General features: G+C 50.1%; 19 protein-coding genes and 1 pseudogene. 14 read left to right on the top strand and 6 right to left on the bottom strand.

Annotated elements, in window-relative coordinates; genetic code table 11:
• Positions 1–175 precede the first annotated feature (175 nt).
• From HPL003_RS00690 to HPL003_RS00670, 5 genes are all read left to right on the top strand, one after another.
• Entirely contained in the window at positions 176–883 is a 708-nt protein-coding gene (locus HPL003_RS00690) for a glycosyltransferase family A protein (RefSeq protein ID WP_014277703.1), read from the top strand.
• 19 nt (positions 884–902) lie between these two features.
• On the top strand, positions 903–1,883 hold the full coding sequence (locus HPL003_RS00685; protein WP_014277702.1) for a polysaccharide biosynthesis protein: 981 nt from the start codon (positions 903–905) through the stop codon (positions 1,881–1,883).
• 2 nt (positions 1,884–1,885) lie between these two features.
• Complete coding sequence (locus tag HPL003_RS00680; protein WP_014277701.1) at positions 1,886–3,235, top strand: nucleotide sugar dehydrogenase; 1,350 nt, start codon at positions 1,886–1,888, stop codon at positions 3,233–3,235.
• Positions 3,228–4,058: a class I SAM-dependent methyltransferase gene (locus HPL003_RS00675; protein WP_014277700.1), complete on the top strand. Its 831-nt coding sequence runs from the start codon at positions 3,228–3,230 to the stop codon at positions 4,056–4,058. Before HPL003_RS00680 ends, HPL003_RS00675 begins: the two co-directional genes overlap by 8 nt.
• An 89-nt stretch (positions 4,059–4,147) precedes the next feature.
• Entirely contained in the window at positions 4,148–5,260 is a 1,113-nt protein-coding gene (locus HPL003_RS00670; protein ID WP_043922522.1) for a glycosyltransferase, read from the top strand.
• Here the strand turns inward: HPL003_RS00670 and HPL003_RS00665 are convergent.
• From HPL003_RS00665 to HPL003_RS27170, 3 genes and pseudogenes are all read right to left on the bottom strand, one after another.
• On the bottom strand, positions 5,252–6,130 hold the full coding sequence (locus tag HPL003_RS00665) for a DUF72 domain-containing protein (protein WP_014277698.1): 879 nt from the start codon (positions 6,128–6,130) through the stop codon (positions 5,252–5,254). The genes HPL003_RS00670 and HPL003_RS00665 overlap by 9 nt on opposite strands.
• Positions 6,131–6,459: 329 nt before the next feature.
• A complete protein-coding gene (locus tag HPL003_RS00660; protein WP_274378194.1) occupies positions 6,460–6,747 on the bottom strand; it encodes a putative quinol monooxygenase in 288 nt (95 codons plus the stop codon).
• A gap of 176 nt (positions 6,748–6,923) precedes the next feature.
• Positions 6,924–7,034, bottom strand: a pseudogene (locus tag HPL003_RS27170) (HTH domain-containing protein); the annotation flags it as partial.
• A gap of 453 nt (positions 7,035–7,487) precedes the next feature.
• On the opposite strand from HPL003_RS27170, the gene HPL003_RS00650 reads away from it, so the two are divergent.
• The 5 genes from HPL003_RS00650 (at position 7,488) to HPL003_RS00630 (ending at position 11,677) form a co-directional block, all read left to right on the top strand.
• Entirely contained in the window at positions 7,488–8,276 is a 789-nt protein-coding gene (locus tag HPL003_RS00650; protein ID WP_014277695.1) for a class I SAM-dependent methyltransferase, read from the top strand.
• A gap of 23 nt (positions 8,277–8,299) precedes the next feature.
• Entirely contained in the window at positions 8,300–9,322 is a 1,023-nt protein-coding gene (locus tag HPL003_RS00645) for an MBL fold metallo-hydrolase (protein ID WP_014277694.1), read from the top strand.
• Between the two features lie 54 nt (positions 9,323–9,376).
• Positions 9,377–10,012 (top strand): NAD(P)-dependent oxidoreductase, encoded by a 636-nt coding sequence (locus HPL003_RS00640; protein WP_014277693.1) that lies wholly within the window; start codon positions 9,377–9,379, stop codon positions 10,010–10,012.
• A 128-nt stretch (positions 10,013–10,140) separates the two neighbouring features.
• The gene (locus HPL003_RS00635) at positions 10,141–10,779 is read left to right on the top strand and encodes a TetR/AcrR family transcriptional regulator (RefSeq protein ID WP_014277692.1); all 639 of its coding nucleotides are present in this window, start codon (positions 10,141–10,143) and stop codon (positions 10,777–10,779) included.
• A 112-nt stretch (positions 10,780–10,891) separates the two neighbouring features.
• On the top strand, positions 10,892–11,677 hold the full coding sequence (locus HPL003_RS00630; protein ID WP_014277691.1) for an SDR family NAD(P)-dependent oxidoreductase: 786 nt from the start codon (positions 10,892–10,894) through the stop codon (positions 11,675–11,677).
• A 217-nt stretch (positions 11,678–11,894) separates the two neighbouring features.
• Here the strand turns inward: HPL003_RS00630 and HPL003_RS00625 are convergent, their stop codons facing one another.
• On the bottom strand, positions 11,895–12,452 hold the full coding sequence (locus HPL003_RS00625) for a phosphatidylglycerophosphatase A family protein (RefSeq protein WP_014277690.1): 558 nt from the start codon (positions 12,450–12,452) through the stop codon (positions 11,895–11,897).
• 152 nt (positions 12,453–12,604) lie between these two features.
• Here HPL003_RS00625 and HPL003_RS00620 point away from each other — a divergent pair, with 152 nt between their 5' ends.
• The 3 genes from HPL003_RS00620 (at position 12,605) to HPL003_RS00610 (ending at position 15,150) form a co-directional block, all read left to right on the top strand.
• Positions 12,605–13,663 (top strand): GerMN domain-containing protein, encoded by a 1,059-nt coding sequence (locus HPL003_RS00620; protein WP_014277689.1) that lies wholly within the window; start codon positions 12,605–12,607, stop codon positions 13,661–13,663.
• A 93-nt stretch (positions 13,664–13,756) separates the two neighbouring features.
• On the top strand, positions 13,757–14,518 hold the full coding sequence (rph, locus tag HPL003_RS00615; protein WP_014277688.1) for a ribonuclease PH: 762 nt from the start codon (positions 13,757–13,759) through the stop codon (positions 14,516–14,518).
• Positions 14,518–15,150 carry an XTP/dITP diphosphatase gene (locus HPL003_RS00610; protein ID WP_014277687.1) on the top strand — a complete coding sequence of 211 codons (633 nt, stop codon included), beginning with the start codon at positions 14,518–14,520 and terminating at the stop codon, positions 15,148–15,150. Before rph ends, HPL003_RS00610 begins: the two co-directional genes overlap by 1 nt.
• 70 nt (positions 15,151–15,220) lie before the next feature.
• On the opposite strand, the gene asnB is transcribed toward HPL003_RS00610, so the two are convergent.
• Positions 15,221–17,065, bottom strand: a complete 1,845-nt coding sequence (gene asnB, locus HPL003_RS00605) for an asparagine synthase (glutamine-hydrolyzing) (protein ID WP_014277686.1) — start codon at positions 17,063–17,065, stop codon at positions 15,221–15,223.
• 164 nt (positions 17,066–17,229) lie between these two features.
• Here asnB and HPL003_RS00600 point away from each other — a divergent pair, with 164 nt between their 5' ends.
• Positions 17,230–17,589, top strand: a complete 360-nt coding sequence (locus HPL003_RS00600; protein ID WP_014277685.1) for a hypothetical protein — start codon at positions 17,230–17,232, stop codon at positions 17,587–17,589.
• A 294-nt stretch (positions 17,590–17,883) separates the two neighbouring features.
• Here the strand turns inward: HPL003_RS00600 and HPL003_RS00595 are convergent, their stop codons facing one another.
• Positions 17,884–18,177 (bottom strand): magnetosome magnetite crystal formation protein family, encoded by a 294-nt coding sequence (locus HPL003_RS00595; RefSeq protein ID WP_014277684.1) that lies wholly within the window; start codon positions 18,175–18,177, stop codon positions 17,884–17,886.
• Positions 18,178–18,291: the final 114 nt, after the last annotated feature.

Here is an 18,291-nt window from a genome sequence, read left to right as displayed (position 1 = left end):
GAATAGTACAAAAAACTCTGTATTCTATCATATGTCGAAAGCGGGAAGGGTTTTGTATGCTCGGCTATTCTTTTTGGATTCTACCTATTTTTTGGAAGATTCGATGCATTTGTACGTGCCGTTTCCCCAGCAGTTTCATAACTTGTGAGGAGACGGTTGAAAGGGAGGAAGATGAATGAATCGCAAGATTGTCATTGAGATTAACTTTAATAACTACGGGATGAATCCCAATCGGCTGACACGGGAGTGGATCAGCGAGCGGCTGGATGTATTCAGAACCTTTACGCTACGCAGCTTGCTCAATCAGACGAATGCGGATTTCTTGTCTGTCATCAAGCTGGCGGGAGGATGCAGTGACATCATAGAGGATGAATTAGCCAAGCGTGAGCCGATTCCTGGTCATATCCGTTTTGGCACGAGCATCGAAAGCAAGCGTCGTATCCATGCGTATATCGAAGGCGCGGACGAACTGCTCATTGCGCGAATTGATTCCGACGATTTGTATCATCAATCGTTTGTACAACAGTTGCATGATTACAAATTTCTGCCAGATACGGTCGCGTTGGTGAACCAGATGGGTTACCTGTGGGACGCGGTAGAAGGTCAGATGGCGTCGGTATTTCACCGTTCGCCCTCCTTTTATGTGTTCCGCTATCAAGCGACGGACTTTCTGGATGATTACCGTATTGTCATTCCCGGCAAGGGTACGCATGGATATGTAACGGACCTACCACATGAGGTCATTCCGCTTCGCAACTATGTGAACGTCATTCACGCCGCCAATACCTCAGTAAAAAAAGTGCCAGCGAAGGATCGACTGACAGTGGATGACATGAATGCTGTGCTGGCTGAATTTCTGGGGACGGGCACTGCCAATTCGTAACGGTCAGGAGGAGATTATATTGTTCAAAGGAAAAAAACTGCTGGTGACCGGAGGAACGGGATCTTGGGGGCAACGCCTAACGGCGGAATTACTCAAGGAAGGACCAGCGGAAATTCGTATTTTTTCACGCGGTGAATTTGCACAGATTGCTATGCAGCGTCAATTCCAGTCTGATCCCCGGCTGAATTTTGTTATAGGTGATATTCGGGATCTTCAGGCATTACAAGAGGCATGTCGAGGGATGGATTATGTGTTCCATCTGGCGGCGTTGAAGCATGTCCCCGTGTGCGAGAGACAGCCAGAAGAGGCTTTCAAGACGAACGTACACGGTACACAAAATGTAATCCGGGCCAGCATTGAGCAGGGAGTCGCCAAGGTTATTGACGTCTCTACAGACAAGGCAGTAGACCCGGTGAATGTATATGGCATGACGAAGGCGATTGGCGAAAGGCTGATGATTCGTGCCAACGATCTGAGTGAGCGCACTCGTTTTGTGTGTATTCGCGGCGGCAATGTGCTGGGTACGAGCGGAAGTGTTGTGCCGCTGTTCAAGCGCCAGATTGCGGAAGGGCAGGATTTGACGCTGACGAGTCCTGATATGACCCGCTTTTTCCTCACGCTTGGAGAGGCTATTGGCTTGCTGCTGAAGGCTTCTGTAACAGCGATTGGTGGAGAGACACTGGTTATGAAAATGAAGGGCTGCAACATTGCAGATCTGGCGGAAGTAATGAAGGAGCAGGCAGGTCAGCAAGCCCTAAAGTTGAAGGAAATCGGCATACGCGGTGGGGAAAAGCTACACGAAGTGCTGATTTCACCTTATGAGGTGCCGCACACATACCGCTATGATGATCGTTATTTTGTCATTCTCCCACAGCAAGCAGACAAGCGATTACTGCGCCAATATGGCGGGCTGGAGAGGGTGAGCTTTAACCAATACCGCTCGGACGATGAGCTAATGGACCGCGCAGGCATTGCTGAGCTATTGCAAGGTATGGAGTAACGATGAAAGAGGTGGGTATTTTGCAACTTATGGAAAAAATATGCAAAGGAACGGTAAAGGTTGCGGTGATCGGCCTCGGATACGTGGGACTGCCGATGGCTGTGGAAATGGCACGAGCTGGTTATGACGTGTATGGTGTGGATTCCGATCCGACCAAAGTAGCCAAGCTGCTTCAAGGACAATCGTACATCATAGATATTGGCGATGATGCATTGGAGGGGCTGATCGGGCAGCGATTGCATCCGGTTACGGATATCAAGGTGCTGGAGCATTCGGATATCGTCGTCATCTGCGTGCCTACGCCACTGACGGATGACCATCAGCCGGATACGACCTATATAGAAGCGGCTGTCGACCAGGCTATCCCCCATTTACGTAAACAGACGCTGCTGATTTTGGAAAGCACCACGTATCCGGGAACGACGGAGGAACTGATCCGCCCGGTGATTGAACAGCGCAGGGACTGGACGGTAGGTCAGGATTTTTACGTGTGTTTTTCACCGGAGCGTGTCGATCCGGGCAGTGTTCATTTTAACATTCGGAACACGCCCAAGGTGATCGGTGGCTGTACACCGGACTGCCTGGCAGCAGGAGTAGCTTTTTACGGCTCCTTTCTGGATCAAATGGTTCCGGTCAGCTCGACAACAGTCGCAGAAGCCGCGAAGCTGTTCGAGAATACGTTCCGCAGTGTCAACATCGGGATGGTCAATGAGCTGACAGCGGCCTGTGAGAAAATCGGCATCAACATATGGGAGGTGCTGGATGCGGCAGCGACGAAGCCCTTCGGCTATATGCCGTTCTATCCGGGGCCTGGCATCGGGGGTCATTGCATTCCCGTCGACCCGTTGTATTTGTCATGGAAATCCGAGCAGCATGGGTTTCCGCTGGAGTTTGTGGATTTGGCAGACCGTATGAATCGGCGTATGCCGCTGTATATTGCGGAGCGAATTGAAACCCTGCTCGCCCAGGAAGGTAAAGCCGTGAACAAGGCCGAGATCGTTCTGGCGGGCGTAGCCTACAAAAAAGACATAGATGATGTTCGGGAATCCCCTGCTCTTGTCCTGTTTGAGCATTTAAAGGACATGGGCGCTTCGGTGAGCTTCACCGACCCGTATGTAAAGAGCTTTAAGCTGAACGGCGAGGTCATCCAATCTAGTGCGGCGAATACCCGGCTGTGGGAAAGTGCAGATATCGTCGTGATCACGACGGATCATTCTGCCCTGGATTACCAGCAGTTAGTCGACCATGCCCCGCTGGTGTTCGATACACGTAATGCAACGGTGCATTGCACAGGCGGGCATGTCGTGATACTGGGGCATCCCGTTACTGGAGGGGGCGCCGCTGTTGGCTAACCGTGATCAGGTGAATGAGCGTTATTACGGGCAGATTAACTCGGAGGAATCCCATGAGGCTACCCGTAGCAGAATCCACTGGATTTGCCGCCATGTGCAAGGTCATACCGTGCTGGATGCTGGATGTAGTCAGGGGATAACGTCCATTTTGCTCGGAAGGGAAGGTTTTGAGGTAACGGCCATTGATTTGGAAGAGGGCAGTATTTCATACGCAAAAAAAGAACTTCGTCAGGAATCTGCACCTGTTCGTGGAAGAGTTCATATTCAGTTAAAAGATATTTCTCAACTCGAACGTCCGCCCGGCGGATTTGACACGATTATTTTAGGCGAGATTTTGGAGCATTACGCACACCCTCATACATTGCTTGCACACGCCTACCGTTTGCTTCATAAAAAAGGGACGCTCGTCCTTTCTGTCCCCTACGGATATCATCCGTTTCACGATCACAAGCGGACCTACTATGCCGGGAGCCTGTCCGGTGTGCTGTTTCCTTATGTTGATGAACAAGCGCTGGAGGTGCATCACAAATATTTGTGCTTCGCAGGCCGTAAAAAAGCGAAAGAGCTGTGTGAGTCCAAGCCGGGGGCAGAGCATCTGGCCCGCTGGATGGAGCTGGACGAGGAACAATTCCGGCTGGTGGAGGAGCAGCATGTTCGCAAAATGAATCAGCGCAAGGCAGCGCTCGACAAGGCGGTACAGCGAATCCGACATATGGAGGAACGGGCATTGCCACCGGAGAGGGCTGCGCGTTCTGAACAGGCAGGCAAGGCGCAGAATGAAGGGAAAGGTGCATATACTGATGGCGGATCTACCGGGAAATAGACCGGGAATACAGCCAACGGTAAAGGGGATGGCGTGAAGTCATGACGACGGAAATGCCCAAGACACATAGCTGTAGCACGGAAGGCTCCATAACTAAACCTCCCGTCACAATCAGCTTGTGTATGATTGTGAAAAACGAGGAGCAGACACTTGCCCGCTGTCTGGATTCGGTGGTGGACCTGATGGATGAAATCATCATCGTGGACACAGGTTCCACAGATCAGACGAAGACCATTGCAGCCCGTTATACGGATCGGCTGTATACATTCGACTGGAACGACGATTTTGCCGCCGCCCGCAACGAATCGTTCGACAAGGCGACTTGTTCTTATATCCTGTGGCTGGATGCGGACGATGTGCTGCTGGAGCCGGATCGGGAGCGCCTGCGTTCCTTGAAGCGGCATTTGTCTACGGACATCGACGCGGTGGTGATGCCACTCCATCTGGCGGAAGGTGGGCAGGGTGAGCCGTTGTTCACCTCGCGTCGTATTCGTCTCGTGAAGCGGGAGCGGCAATACCGCTGGACAGGACGTCTGCATGAGGATCTGGTGATACCCGAGGGGCGAATCGTTCATTCAGATGCGGCTGTAACGCACCGCCGCGTGGAAGATCACACGCTCTGTAATCAACGTATCCTTGCCCGCTGGATCAGCGAAAGCGGCAAGCTGGAGGGACGTCTGCTGTATTTTTACGCGAATGAGTGTTTTGATCGTAAGGAATATGCCGAGGCGGCAGAGGCGTTCAATCGCCTGCTGGGAGAGCCGAGCGGCTACCGGGAGGACCGTATTACCGCTTGCGTACGGTTGGCGGAATGCTATCTTCATCTCGGGGAGCCAGAGCAACAACTGGATAGTCTGCTGCGCTCCTTCCGATATGATGTGCCGCAAGCGGACCTGTGCTGCATGGTCGGTGACTGGTTCTTCACACGAAAAGAGTGGAGCACAGCCACCTACTGGTACGAAAAAGCACTGGAGCAGCGGGGCGTATCTGGTTTTAGAGCTGTTCCGCTGCCCTGCTACTCCTGGCTGCCGCATGTACGACTCAGTCATTGCTGCGCCAATCTGGGCAAGCTGGACGCTTCATATGAGCATAACCAAAAAGCTTTGCGATACTTGCCTAAGGACCCGCATTTGCTGGATAACGAACGCAAGCTCAGGAAGGCTATTCAAAACCTTTCATCCTCAGTCCGTCCTTCAAAATAGTTCAAGCTGTTCCGGTCCGTTGTCCTCTTCGGGTGGCTTGCGGGGTGGAAAAGGTTTAGGCTCCATGCCGAGCATGGTCATGAGCTGCTTGGCGTTAGCGGCGGCATCTCCACCTGAGTTGTTGTTGAAAATAACGCACACCTCGCGGCTTTGCTGCTCCAGTTCCAGCAAGCGGTCTTTCCATTCGGCCAGCTCGTTCTCATTATACCGATACAGGTAACGAACCTCTCGCCAGTTGGGCGCGGAGCTTTGATTCCAGCCGGATACATTCCGTCCGTGAAGACGTACCACCGTCAGATTGCTGTCTGTAGCCTGCAGCACAATCGGGACGGACCCCAGTCCCGCCTGCGGCTCGTCGCAAACGCTGTGTATCCAGCCTTCCTCACGCATAAATGCCAGCGTTTGCTTTCGAAACTCGGGTGTGAACCAGCTTTGATTTCTGAATTCAAGTACGGATGGGACATCACCCATCCTTTTTTTCGTATCACGCAGCACGGCGACGTTCTCACGTGTACAGTCGAACCAGGGTGGGTATTGGAGCAGCACAGCCTTAAGCTTGCCCGCTTCGCGGAGAGGCTGTATGGATGTATGCAATGCTTCGTACATGGCATCCGTTGTTTTGAAATAAGGCTGTTTGCCGCGCGTATGCCCGGTCATGCCCTGATAGGCTTTGACGAGAAATGAAAATGACTCAGGGGTTTCGGCCGCCCAGCGTGCCATACGATCTGTGGGCTGCACGGCATAAAAAGAACTATCCATCTCCACCACCGAAAAATGGCTTCCATAGACGCTTAATTTTTGATTGGCTTTGATGCCAACCGGATACAGATCATCGTGATCGCCCCAACCCGTCAGTCCGATTTGAATCATAACGTTGCCGCTCCTTTCCTTCATGAATAGCATCAAAAGGCGTTCCCTTGATTCATTTTAATGATAAAATGGAGTGAATCGCATGAAGCTGGTATGAATATTTAAGCATAAATATGGTTATTGTAACATGTTCGTTGTTCAGGATTTTGCAGAATCCTTATTCGTAGTGCTTTTGAGTTTCACGTTTCCTGCACTTAATGCTCATTATAAAAGACTGGTATAATAAAAAAACTAGGATGCTCTGTGGACATCCTAGCATTTTTGCTCGACTAAGCTTGCTTACCGCGGATATATCGGGGAGCAGTTTTCCCGCCGACACGCCTCGAAATCTAAAACCCTTTTCCTCCGAGCGGCCGAACCTTTATGGTACTAGCCTCCGCAATCAAATGGCGGCAACGCCCGATGAGTTCAAGCACTTTTTCGTTTTTCAGAGAAGCAGCATGCGCCTCATGGCTCTCCCAAAGCTCCGTGATCCACAGATCGTCCAGATCATCTTGAGCCGCGTGCAAGATATAATAGATACAGCCCTCCATATTGTTCAGCGTTTCTACGGATTCCAGCATCATTTTCGCGAGTTCTTCCCGTTTCCCCGGGTGGGCTGTCAATTTTCCGAACATGGCGTGTTTACTCATTGTCCATTCCCCTTTCTTCTTTGTTTGATCCGATAACATCGTTTCATAATGCGCGAACGTTCGGGTACTGGCCTCAACCATTTTCCCGACGAGTATCTCCGACTCGATCTGCAATGCCATACCGTACGACATCAGAAAATAGGGCACGTATGTCTGCACGGATAGATGGTTCGCACATGAATCTCCAATTCTTCCGCCAGTTGCTTGGCGGTCATCCGCTTGCCCGAGCGAAGCATCCAGAGGATCGATAACATATTGTCCACTTTCGTCATAGTCCAACCCCCTTTCCCAAAATCGTTCGCTCTTATACGACAATCACTCTAAAGGTGTCATTCCCTTATCTATCCAAGCCTTGTAAGTTGGGTCATAATGAGTATAATCCTCGATCCCTGACAGAAGTGGTCAGTCATTCCGATAGGATATTTTTTTCTTTTCCGAGAAACCGAAACTATAATGAAAATGCCGCTAATGTATGTCAAGATTTGAATCATAACGTTGCCGCCCCTTTCCTTCATGAATAGCATCAAAAGGCGTTCCCTTGATTCATTTTAATGATAAAATGGGGTGAATCGCATGAAGCTGGTATGAAGTTCCTATGAATATTTAAGCATAAATATGGTTATTGTAACATGTTTCTTCTTAATCGTAATGTTTTTGAGTTTCCAGTTTGAAAAAGCTAATATAGTATGTAATAGAGCGAAATGAGTTCATGGAGGAGAAACAATATGGCAGAATGGTATGAGCAGAGCTTTGGGGAAGATTACTTATTAGTATACAAGCATCGCGACTTTCAGGGAGCCTATCAGGAAGTGCAGAAAATGATTTCCTGGCTCAAATTGCCGCAGGGATTCAGCGTATTGGACTTGTGCTGTGGTATGGGACGTCATTCTCTTGCGCTCGCAGATGCTGGCTATAAGGTAACGGGCGTGGATTTGTCCGGTGTGCTGCTGCGTGAAGCACATGCTTCCGATCCTGAAGGACGGGTTAGCTGGCATCAGGGCGATATGAGAGAGGTGCCGCTGGAGGAAAGCTTTGATGCGGTGGTAAATTTGTTCACTTCCTTCGGTTACTTTGAGGAGGACGGGGAGCAGCTTAGAGTATTAAAAGAAATTTATCGGCTGTTGAAGCCGGGCGGACGTTTTATTATAGATTATTTGAATCCTGCGTACGTAGCCGCTCACTTGGTGCCGCATTCATCACGTGAGGATGAAGGAAATCAGATTGAGGAGCATCGGGTCATTGAGGATGGATTTGTGAAAAAACAGATCGCCATCCGTTCAATCGCTTCTGTTTTGGCTTCTGATGGCGGTGCTGCGGGTCTGGATACAACTGTAGCGGGTGAAGAACCTGCACGCGTGTATCATGAGCGCGTAAAGCTGTATCCGTATGAAAAATTCCGTGCTTTGCTGGAGGAAGCGGGACTGTCTGTAGAGCAGGTACATGGAAGCTATGATGAAGATGAATATATCGAAAATGCTTCGCCCCGAATGATTTTTGTTGGCGTGCGGGCTTGATACGGAAAGGCGGGTGGGAAGCCATGAAGATGCCGGAGCTGACGCCGTGTGAACGAATAGATGGAGGCTTTCAGGTCAAAATATCCATGTCCTTTCCGCTGCGTTGGGTGAACAGCTATGTGCTGAAGGGGCAAGACGGCTTTACTATCGTAGACCCCGGCCCGCGCAGTACAGATACGGAGGAAGAATGGGGGCATGTCTTTCAGGAGCTGGGGATGTCCTTCGGAGATATCTCGGACATTGTTGTAACTCATCATCACCCGGATCATTACGGCTTGGCGGGCTGGATGCAGCAGCAAGGTCAGGCTCGTGTACATATGTCAGCGCGAAGCCACAAGGAAGCGATGCTGATGTGGGGCCACCCAGATTCACAAGCGGATGCCTCTATGCCGATGGAGCAGAGACTTCCGAGCTTTTTTGTCCATCACGGCTTTCCTGTGGATCAGGTATCGGCCTTGAAACTGCACATGCAGCAGGCTCATTTGCAAGTGAATCCACAGCCTGACATCACCGTTATTCCTGCCGGGGAGGATGTCCGTCTGGAATGGGGGGGACGTAGCTGGCTCCCCATTGAGACAGGGGGACATGCGCCCGGACATGTCTCTTTGTATGAGCCGAATAGCGGGGTTATTCTGTGTGGTGACGCAGTTTTGCCAAGGATTTCGCCTAATATCAGTCTGCTGCCGGGAAGTGATACCCAACCCTTGCAGTCTTTTTTGGATGGCTTGCAGCGTCTTGGCGAACTGGAGGTTGCGTGGGCATATCCGGGGCACCGTAATCCGTTTGGTTATTTTCGTGAACGGACGCAGGCGCTGCTGGCGCATCATGAGGAACGGCTGGACAAGTTCCATGAGTTGATCCAGCCAGAGGGCAGTACAGCCTATGAGCTGTGTATCGCTGTATTCAGCGACAAGCTGGGTATTCACCAGCTGCGGTTTGCCATGTCCGAAACACTGGCCCATCTGGTGGAGTTGGTGCGACGTGGTCGAGCCTCTATAAACGAGTCAAACCATATCGCACGTTTCTACCCACTTCACGGGAAATAATTGCGGAAAGTAATAGAAGGACCAAGCGGCATCCATGCCGGGAAAGAGGCTTTTATGAATTTGATGCTGCTGGGGGCTACCGGACGTGTGGGGCGTTTTATCTTGGAATATGCGTTGGCAGACGGTCACACCGTTACAGCCCTAGTTCGTGCACCGGACAAGCTGGAGGATTACAAATTAAGATATGGAACACAGCTCCAGATCGTACAAGGAGATGCCACTAATGCTGAGGATGTAGCACAAGCGCTGAAGGGCGGGACGACAGCAGTCATCAGCGCGCTGAATACGGATGGTACCACGACCTTATCCGTGAATATCCGTTTGCTGATCCGGCTTATGCAGGAGCAGTCCATTCCCCGGCTCATTACATTAGGGACGGCAGGGATTTTGCAGAGCCGGACGGAGCCATGCTTGTACCGGTATGAATCCTCCGAGACCCGGCGGCGCAGCACCCGTGCAGCTGAGGAACACCGCCAGGTATACGAACGGCTGCGCTATTCAGCGCTGGACTGGACGATTGTCTGCCCAACCTATCTGCCGGACGGAGCACGGACGGGCATATATCGTGTGGAAAAGGATCTGCTGCCCGAGGGTGGCACACAAATTTCCACCGCTGATACGGCCGATTTTACCTATCGTCAATTAAGTAACACCGATTTTTTACACACACGGGTAGGCATTGCCTATTGATGCTGTAGTTATTTTAATATTTGACAAAAATTCAGATTTAGAATACTATGATTCTTATCAGTAACAATGTTTCCTAATGAACCACATTCAAACTCTATGTTAAAAATAGTAAGGAAGTGCATTAAAAGATGTCCGAGCCATCGCATCCTTATAAAACCTATTCGGAAGTGAAGCTACAGCAGCAGCAATTGCTTCGTAAAAATGTCATTGATGCCGCATGTATCCTTCTTGCGGAAGAAGGGCCTGAGGCCGTGACTGTGCGACGAGTTGCCCAGAAATTAAGCTGTTCCACCAAAATTATTTACAGTATTTTCGGGAGCAAGGATGGTCTTGCGAATGAGATGTACCTGGATGGATGTCGGCTATTGGCCGAAACTTTTCAACAAGTTCCGAACACCGATAACGTACTCGCTGATCTGAAAGCTTTAGGCTGGGCGTATTGGCAATTTGCGCAGCTTCATTCTGCCTATTACAAAATGATGTTTGGCGGAGCGTTATCTGATTTTAAGCCAGATGAACAGAGTCTGGAAGGTACGACAACAGCCCTGTCTCGAATCCTGCAAACCGTAATACATGCCATGAAGCAGGGGGAACTGGCAGAGCAAGATCCGATACTGGTCGTCCGAATGCTATGGTCTGCTTTACACGGGGTGATACATCTGCAATTTGCAGGTCATTTAGCGGATATAAATATGGTCCAAGAGGTGTATGCATTTACACTGGATAAATTGTTCTCTGCATTTAAGATATCTTCATCCCAAGTATAGAACATTATTAAGTATACTGAGGTCCTCATAACAGATGGCTTCAGTTCGTTTTTTTGATTTTAGGTAACAATGTTTCTATAATAAAACAACGATACTATGGAGGTTCATAATTATGTTTATGTATGCAAACAAAACAGCGCTTATCACAGGTGCCTCATCTGGTATTGGCGAAGCTTTTGCCTATTCGCTGGCCGCGGAGAAATGCAATCTTATTTTGGTCGCACGTAATGAAACGAAGCTGAAGGCGCTGGCTAAAGAGCTTTCTGCTAAATACAATGTAAAGACAACAGTCATCGCACTTGATCTTTCCGCGATAGGAGCGCCGCAAACGTTACATCAGCAGGTTCAAAAACATCATCTAAAGGTGGATCTCTTGATTAACAATGCAGGCTTTGCCACCTATGGATACTTTGAGCAGGTTTCTGGAGAGCGGCAGCACGAGGAAGTCGTGCTCAATGTGGCTGCTTTAGTCGATATAACACATGTATTTATGCCTGATTTATTGCGTAACCGGGATGGGGGATTAATCAACGTTTCTTCCACGGCCGCATTTCAGCCCGATCCGTATATGGCGGTGTATGGAGCAACCAAAGCATTTGTACTCTCTTTTAGTGAAGCGCTTTGGGCCGAAAATCGTAAACGTGGGCTAAAAGTGCTTGCCCTTTGCCCAGGTTCAACAGAAACCCCATTTTTTGATGTTGTTAACGCAAGTGAAGCATCCATTGGCACTAGGGAAACTCCCCAAACCGTTGTGAAGAACGCGCTGAGAGCATTTGAAAAGGGGCGTAGTCACATCATTTCCGGCCGGCAAAACTATTGGGTAGCTCAGGTATCCAGATTCTTCTCTCGTCAAACCACGCTGGGCATCGTTGAACGTGCGCTTCGACCACGCAGTTAAACAGACTTTAAGGTTTATGCATCTGGCAAACAACCTGCACGTGGGGCGGTCTTCATAGACCGCCGCCATACTCCGCAGGCGCTTACTCCAGATCCTTTGAATTATAGCAAAAGTCGTCAGCCTTCATCGTGCGGAATGTATATCCTTCGTTCACGTTTGCCATGTCTTGCTCTCCTCTTACCTTGCATATATCTGTTGTATTGTATCACGTCGTTATCTAATGAGTTGTATCCGGGGCGCTTTCCTCCCCAAGCTCCTGCTCGCGTTCTGCTTGCTTGCGATGGGCGATACGACTGCTGGCCGAAGCAGCGATAGCCCCGACAATATCGTCCAGAAACGTATGGATTGGCCCCAGGCTTTTATCGTTCAGCCGTTCCAGTACACCCGGTTTAAGCTTGTCGACATAACCGTAATTCGTAAATCCAATGCTGCCGTATACATTCACAATGGAAAAGGCCAAAATTTCATCCACTCCATACAGACCTTCATCATTTTCAACCATATCCTGCAATGGGGGAAGGAGAGCGCCTTGCTCGGCAAGGATATCCAGTTGGATGCCCGTAAGCACCGCATTTTGGACTTCGCGTTTCATCAGCACCTTTTCCACATTCTCAATACATTCTTCCATCGTTAAATTCGGGTAATATTGTTTTTGTAAAAGCATGACCAGCTCTGCGATCTCCGTAATGTTTACACCACGCTTGTGCAGCCATTCACGGGTGGCATCGGCTACCTTTTTACTATTCAGGCTATAATGTGCTTTTTTCTTGTTCATCAATTTGAAGTTCCCCTCCTCGTATCGTTCGTGATTTTTACTGCAATTATGACCAGTGTGTCCAGTCGGCTGAAAAAGTAGTTATTTTTTACGCGAGGCTCGTATACATATTAGTACAATCTGTACAAAATTGTTAGGGAGGAACTTCATTTATGAACATAAAACATCCATTGCGCGTGACGTCCGTAGTAGGGCTGCTGTCCCTGCCATTGTTGTTGTCCGGCTGCAGCCTTTTCGGCAACGAATCGGCGTCTATTGATCCCCCGCCATCCACGACAGAGCAGTCCATGATCAAAGCGGTGACCGGAAAAGCTCCCATCAGCACTGGACAACTGAGAGCTGTATTTTTACAGGATCATAACGGTTTGTTAGCCCCGGTATCCTTACCGATTGCTACAGGTGATGTGCAGGCGGATGCCAAGTCGGCGCTGGAAACGCTGGTGGAGGGCGGGCCGTATGCCGGATTATTGCCGGAGGGTTTCAAGGGCGTGCTACCCCAAGGTACAGAAGTGAAGAGTGTGACGGTAGACAAGAAGAACAAGCTGGCAGTCGTCGAATTCAACAAATCGTTTGGTAGCTACAAGGCACAGGAAGAACGCAAATTAATGGAGAGCTTGACCTGGACCCTGACTGACCGTCCCGACATTCAAAGTGTACAAATCTGGGTGGATGGCAAAAAGCTGAAAGAGATGCCTGTTGGCGGCACACCGCTGGATCATCCGCTGACTCGCGCAGTAGGCATTAACCTGGAGGTTGGTCATGGTGTAACGCCGCTGGATTCCAGTCCGGTCACGGTATATTTTTCATCATCTTCTCCTGCCGGAGTTCAATATTATGTGCCTGTAACACGGCTGGTCAGCCCGGAAAAAGATCGTGTTCAGTCAGCGCTGCATCAGTTGATCCAGGGGCCGCAGACCCAGGACGGACTACAGGAAGTCATGACAGGGGAGACGGCTCTGAAATCCGTAGAACGCTCCAAAGATAACGTGATTACGGTATCGCTCTCGGATGATATGTTTGCCAAGGGAGAAGCGGTGCCTGCCGAGTTTCTGGAATCGGTTGTGCTGACGGCGGCGGACAATTCAGAGGATGCGGTTAAAACCAAAATCCGGATTGAGCTGAACGGTGAAAAAAGCGTAATTGGACAAAATAATCAGAATTATGGAGAGCCTGTAGCCAAGCCCCAGCATATTAACGAAATTCCTCTTTAAGGGCGTCGAATCGTCCTTGGGGTGCTTTTGCCTGCACACTTTGGTAAAATAAACGTATAAGAACAGGTTGCATACGACGTAGGAGGAAAAAGCATGAGTAGATCTAACGGACGAAACGGTGATGAGCTGCGCCCGATGAAATTGACAGCAGGAGTAAATAAGTATGCGGAGGGCTCTGTTTTTATAGAGGTTGGCGAGACGAAAGTCATCTGTACAGCTACTGTGGAAGAACGCGTTCCACCCTTTATGAAGGGACAAGGAAAGGGCTGGGTGACCGCAGAGTATTCCATGCTTCCGCGCGCGACCCATACGCGTAATCAGCGCGAGGCTGCACGTGGGAAGCTGACAGGCCGGACGATGGAGATTCAACGTCTGATTGGAAGAGCGCTGCGTTCGGTTGTGAATTTGCAGGCGCTGGGTGAGCGGACGATTACGCTGGATTGTGACGTGATTCAGGCGGATGGCGGCACACGCACGACTTCAATTACGGGTTCCTTCGTAGCGCTAGCGATTGCTGTGAATAAAATTGCGCTACAGCACAAGCTGCCTGTTTTTCCAATTACTGATTTTCTGGCATCCGTCAGCGTGGGGGTTGTTGGCGGCAAAGCGCTGTTGGATCTTAACTATGAAGAGGACTCCAAGGCCAAGGTAGACATGAACCTTGTGATGACGGGCGGCGGCAAGTATGTCGAGCTGCAAGGTACGGGTGAAGAAAGTCCGTTCGACCGTCAAGAGCTGGATCAACTGCTCAGCTTGGGTGAACAAGGAATTCTGCAAATGATCGAGCGTCAAAAAGAAGTGCTCGGCCCGATTGCAGACAAGATCGGAGCAAGACGTGCGGGGGCTGGGGCCTGATGCTGTTGGAGGGTCCGGTTGTTATTGTCGCTACGAAGAATAAAGGGAAAGTACGGGAGTTTGCACATGCCTTTGCCCCGTTTGGCAAGGAAGTCAAGAGCATGTACGACTATCCTGACATCCCTGATGTTGTTGAGGATGGTAAAACCTTTGCCGAGAATGCTTTGAAAAAGGCCAAAGCGGTCGGAGATGTGCTTGGATTGCCTGTGCTGGCTGATGATTCCGGCCTGTGCGTGGACTTGCTGGACGGTGCGCCGGGCGTATACTCAGCCCGTTATGCCGGAGAAGGTGCCAGCGATCACGAAAACAATATCAAGCTGCTCGACGTTTTGGAATCGAAGCAGCTTGGTGATGATACCGGACAGCCTTTGCTAAGCCCGGCTCAATTCGTCTGCACCTTGATTCTGTATAATCCGCAGACAGGGGAGACCTTGGAATCAACCGGCTCGGTGGAGGGCTGGATTACAACGGAAACCGCAGGCAGCGGGGGATTTGGCTATGATCCGTTGTTTTATTTGCCTGAGTTTGAAAAGACGATGGCCGAGCTGACGCTGGAACAAAAGCAAGCCATTAGCCACCGAGGCGTAGCATTGCGTGACTTGGCGAAAAAGCTGGGGAATCCGCAGGTATAGCTTGGTAATAGATCAAAAGGCTATCCGCCAGTTATGAGCTGCGGATAGCCTTTTTGACATTCACTATTCCTTACCGAATCGCTACCTTGTAGGTGCGCAGCCAGTTATCCACTTGAGCCAAATACGCGAACAATTGGGGTCCTGACATCAATTGACCGAACCAGGGCAGGTTGGAGGATGCCTCCGGTGAGGCAGCGATATCCCGTACCTTTTGTGCATCAATCAGCTTGAGCAGCGGGGAGGAGGAATCATCCAGCAGTTCCAGCGTCTGTTTTTTCACAGCAGCAAGATAGGAAGGATTGTGCGTTTTGGGATAGGGGCTTTTCTTGCGATACAGCACATCATCCGGCAATATACCCTCCAGCGCCTTGCGCAAAATACCTTTTTCACGCCCACCCGTCATTTTAATGCTCCACGGAATGTTCCACACATACTGTACCAGCCGATGGTCGCAATACGGCACCCGCACTTCCAGTCCGGCCCCCATACTCATCCGATCCTTACGGTCCAGCAGAGTAGGCATAAAGCGGGTGATGTTCAAATAGGACATGACGCGCATTTGCGCGGCTTTATCTGTTTCCCCCGGCAACTTTGGCACTTCTCCTACTGCTTCCGAGTAGCGGTCGTTCAAATACTCCAAGGGCTTGATCCAGTCCCGCACCTCGGGAGACAGCAGACTGGCCCTCATGTCGGGAGCGACTGCCCACGGGAACGTACCTGAATTGAGCATTTCCTCACGATGAAACCACGGATATCCGCCAAACACTTCATCCGCGGCCTCACCGGAAATAGCGACAGTGGCTCCCTTTTTAATCTCCCGGCAAAAGAGATACAGCGACGAATCCACATCCGCCATACCTGGCAAATCCCGCGTTAGCGTGGAGTTGTTCAGCGCTGCCACGACCTCGGGCGTATCGAATTCGATCCAATGATGGTTCGTACCTAACTCATCGACCATCCGTTGAATCCAGGGAGCATCGGCTCCGGGCTGAAACGCATGGGCTTTAAAATGCTTGTCGTTATCCACATAATCGACCGAATACGTATGAACTTGTCCCTGCCCGGTACGCTTGTAATAATCGACAGCCAGCGCGGACAGTGCGCTTGAATCCAGACCGCCCGACAGCAAGGTGCATACCGGAACGTCTGAAATCAGTTGCCGCTCCACCGTATCCAGCAGCAGCTCGCGTACCTTGAGCGCTGTTTCTTCGGTGTTATCCTCATGCGCAAAGCTTTCCAGCTTCCAGTAGGCTTGAATGCGCACACCGTCGCGGCTGTACGTTAGCGTATGTCCGGGACGCAGTTCCTTCATGGACGAATAGACGCCGTGTCCGGGGGTGCGTGCAGGCCCGATAATAAAAATTTCAGCCAAACCCTCGGCGTCGATTGCTGCTTCTACCGCAGGATGCTGGAGCAGCGCTTTGGGCTCCGAGCCAAATACGAATACATCTCCGGTTTGGCTGTAAAATAACGGCTTCACGCCTAGCCGATCCCTTGCCAGAAACACCTGCTCCCGCTCACTGTCCCAGACCGCAAAGGCAAAAATGCCGTTCAGCCGATCCACACAATCCGGGCCCCACTCAATGTAGGCTTCAAGCAATACCTCTGTGTCGCATTGTGTACGGAAAATATGCCCTCGCTGTTGCAGCTCTTTTTTCAGCTCAGGTGCGTTATATATTTCCCCGTTATATACAATCGTATAAGTGATATCCTCAAGCTGCCGGATCATGGGTTGAGCGCCGTTTTCCGGGTCCATGACGCTCAATCTTCTGTGTCCAAAGGCACACGGGTTGGATATCCAGGTGCCCGCAGCATCCGGTCCGCGATCGGAGAGCGTTTGCGTCATATTGAGCAGCAGCTCCGATTGATGCATTAAGTCTCCGTCCCACTGTATGAAACCAGTAATTCCGCACATGTCTGTTCATCCTCTCTTTATCGTGTTCATCCAGTGTTGGGATGAAACAAAAACTAAATCCCCAGTTCATCAGTATATATGCCGAAAAGGAGCATAAAATGTCTGTCCGTTCCGAAAACTACAAATGGGGCAACCCGTGTATTCGCAAGGAAGGAGGAAGGCAAATGTACTACATCAAGGATGCTAAAATACGTCGCTTCACCGAACTTGACGGAGTACGCTGCGCAGAGGTAGAAGTACGGCCCGGCGCAGCAGATGACCCGGAACTGCTGGTCTACATTACCACCACCAATCAGCAGGACGGTCAGGGAGGCTATGACATGGTACGCATCATTCGTAATGATGCCGATCTGGCGCTGGATTGGTACGACAATAACCTGCATTCCGCGTTTGAGGAAGTGACGAATAAGGCTTTTACCGACTCCACTCACATTACGGCTGGAGAAGAACGGGAAAAGTTTAAAAGGGAGTTACTTTCCTATGGGCAGCTCAGCACGGAATTTGCCAAGGAGTTCGGCGTATGAGAATAGGATGCGCCATGCCTCGGCTTTTGTTAATTTGGGCTCCAGCGCCATCGCGGGATCAGCGTGAAAGGAGGGGGAAATCATAGACGGCAAAGCGAAGTATAAGAAGAACAAAGGCAGCAGTTATATTCATAACAATGAATTCGCAGAAGAAATGCTTGAGAAAAATGTAAGGCATGAAGTGAGAAAAAGTCCTAGACGTTTCGGTAATAAATAAATTTGTCCATTAAAAATTTTTAAAGAAGCCTCCGTATCCCGCTAATTCGCGGAATGCAGGAGGCTTCTTTTTTAGATTTATGCGACTTCACGGAGTGTCATGATTCCTTTGTAGATGTTGTAGACAAATACCCCGAGATAGACCACAGCGAATAGCAGCACAAACCCGATTACAGAACCTGCATGATTCGCCGTTGCAATAAAATACAATAGCGGAATGGCCGCGATAATAGGGAAAATGTGCGACAAAATAGCCTTTTTTGCATGTCCCCGAACATACTCGTCCCGTACCGCAATCCATACAATGACGGGCAACAGAAAAGGGGCGAAAAAAATACTGAAATAACAAAGTGATGACAACAGACCTCTCACGGACATATACCTCCTTCGTAGCATGGCCTTGTGTACATAATACCCCGTCAGCGTCCAAATGATTCCTTTTGCAGCCTGCTACCTTGTACGAAGGAAAAAATGCTTGTGACAGTG

The sequence above is a fragment of the Paenibacillus terrae HPL-003 genome, from assembly GCF_000235585.1.
Lineage (GTDB): Bacteria > Bacillota > Bacilli > Paenibacillales > Paenibacillaceae > Paenibacillus > Paenibacillus terrae_B.
The sequence above is the reverse complement of the archived record's forward strand: the minus strand, read 5'-3'. Positions and strand labels throughout refer to the sequence as shown.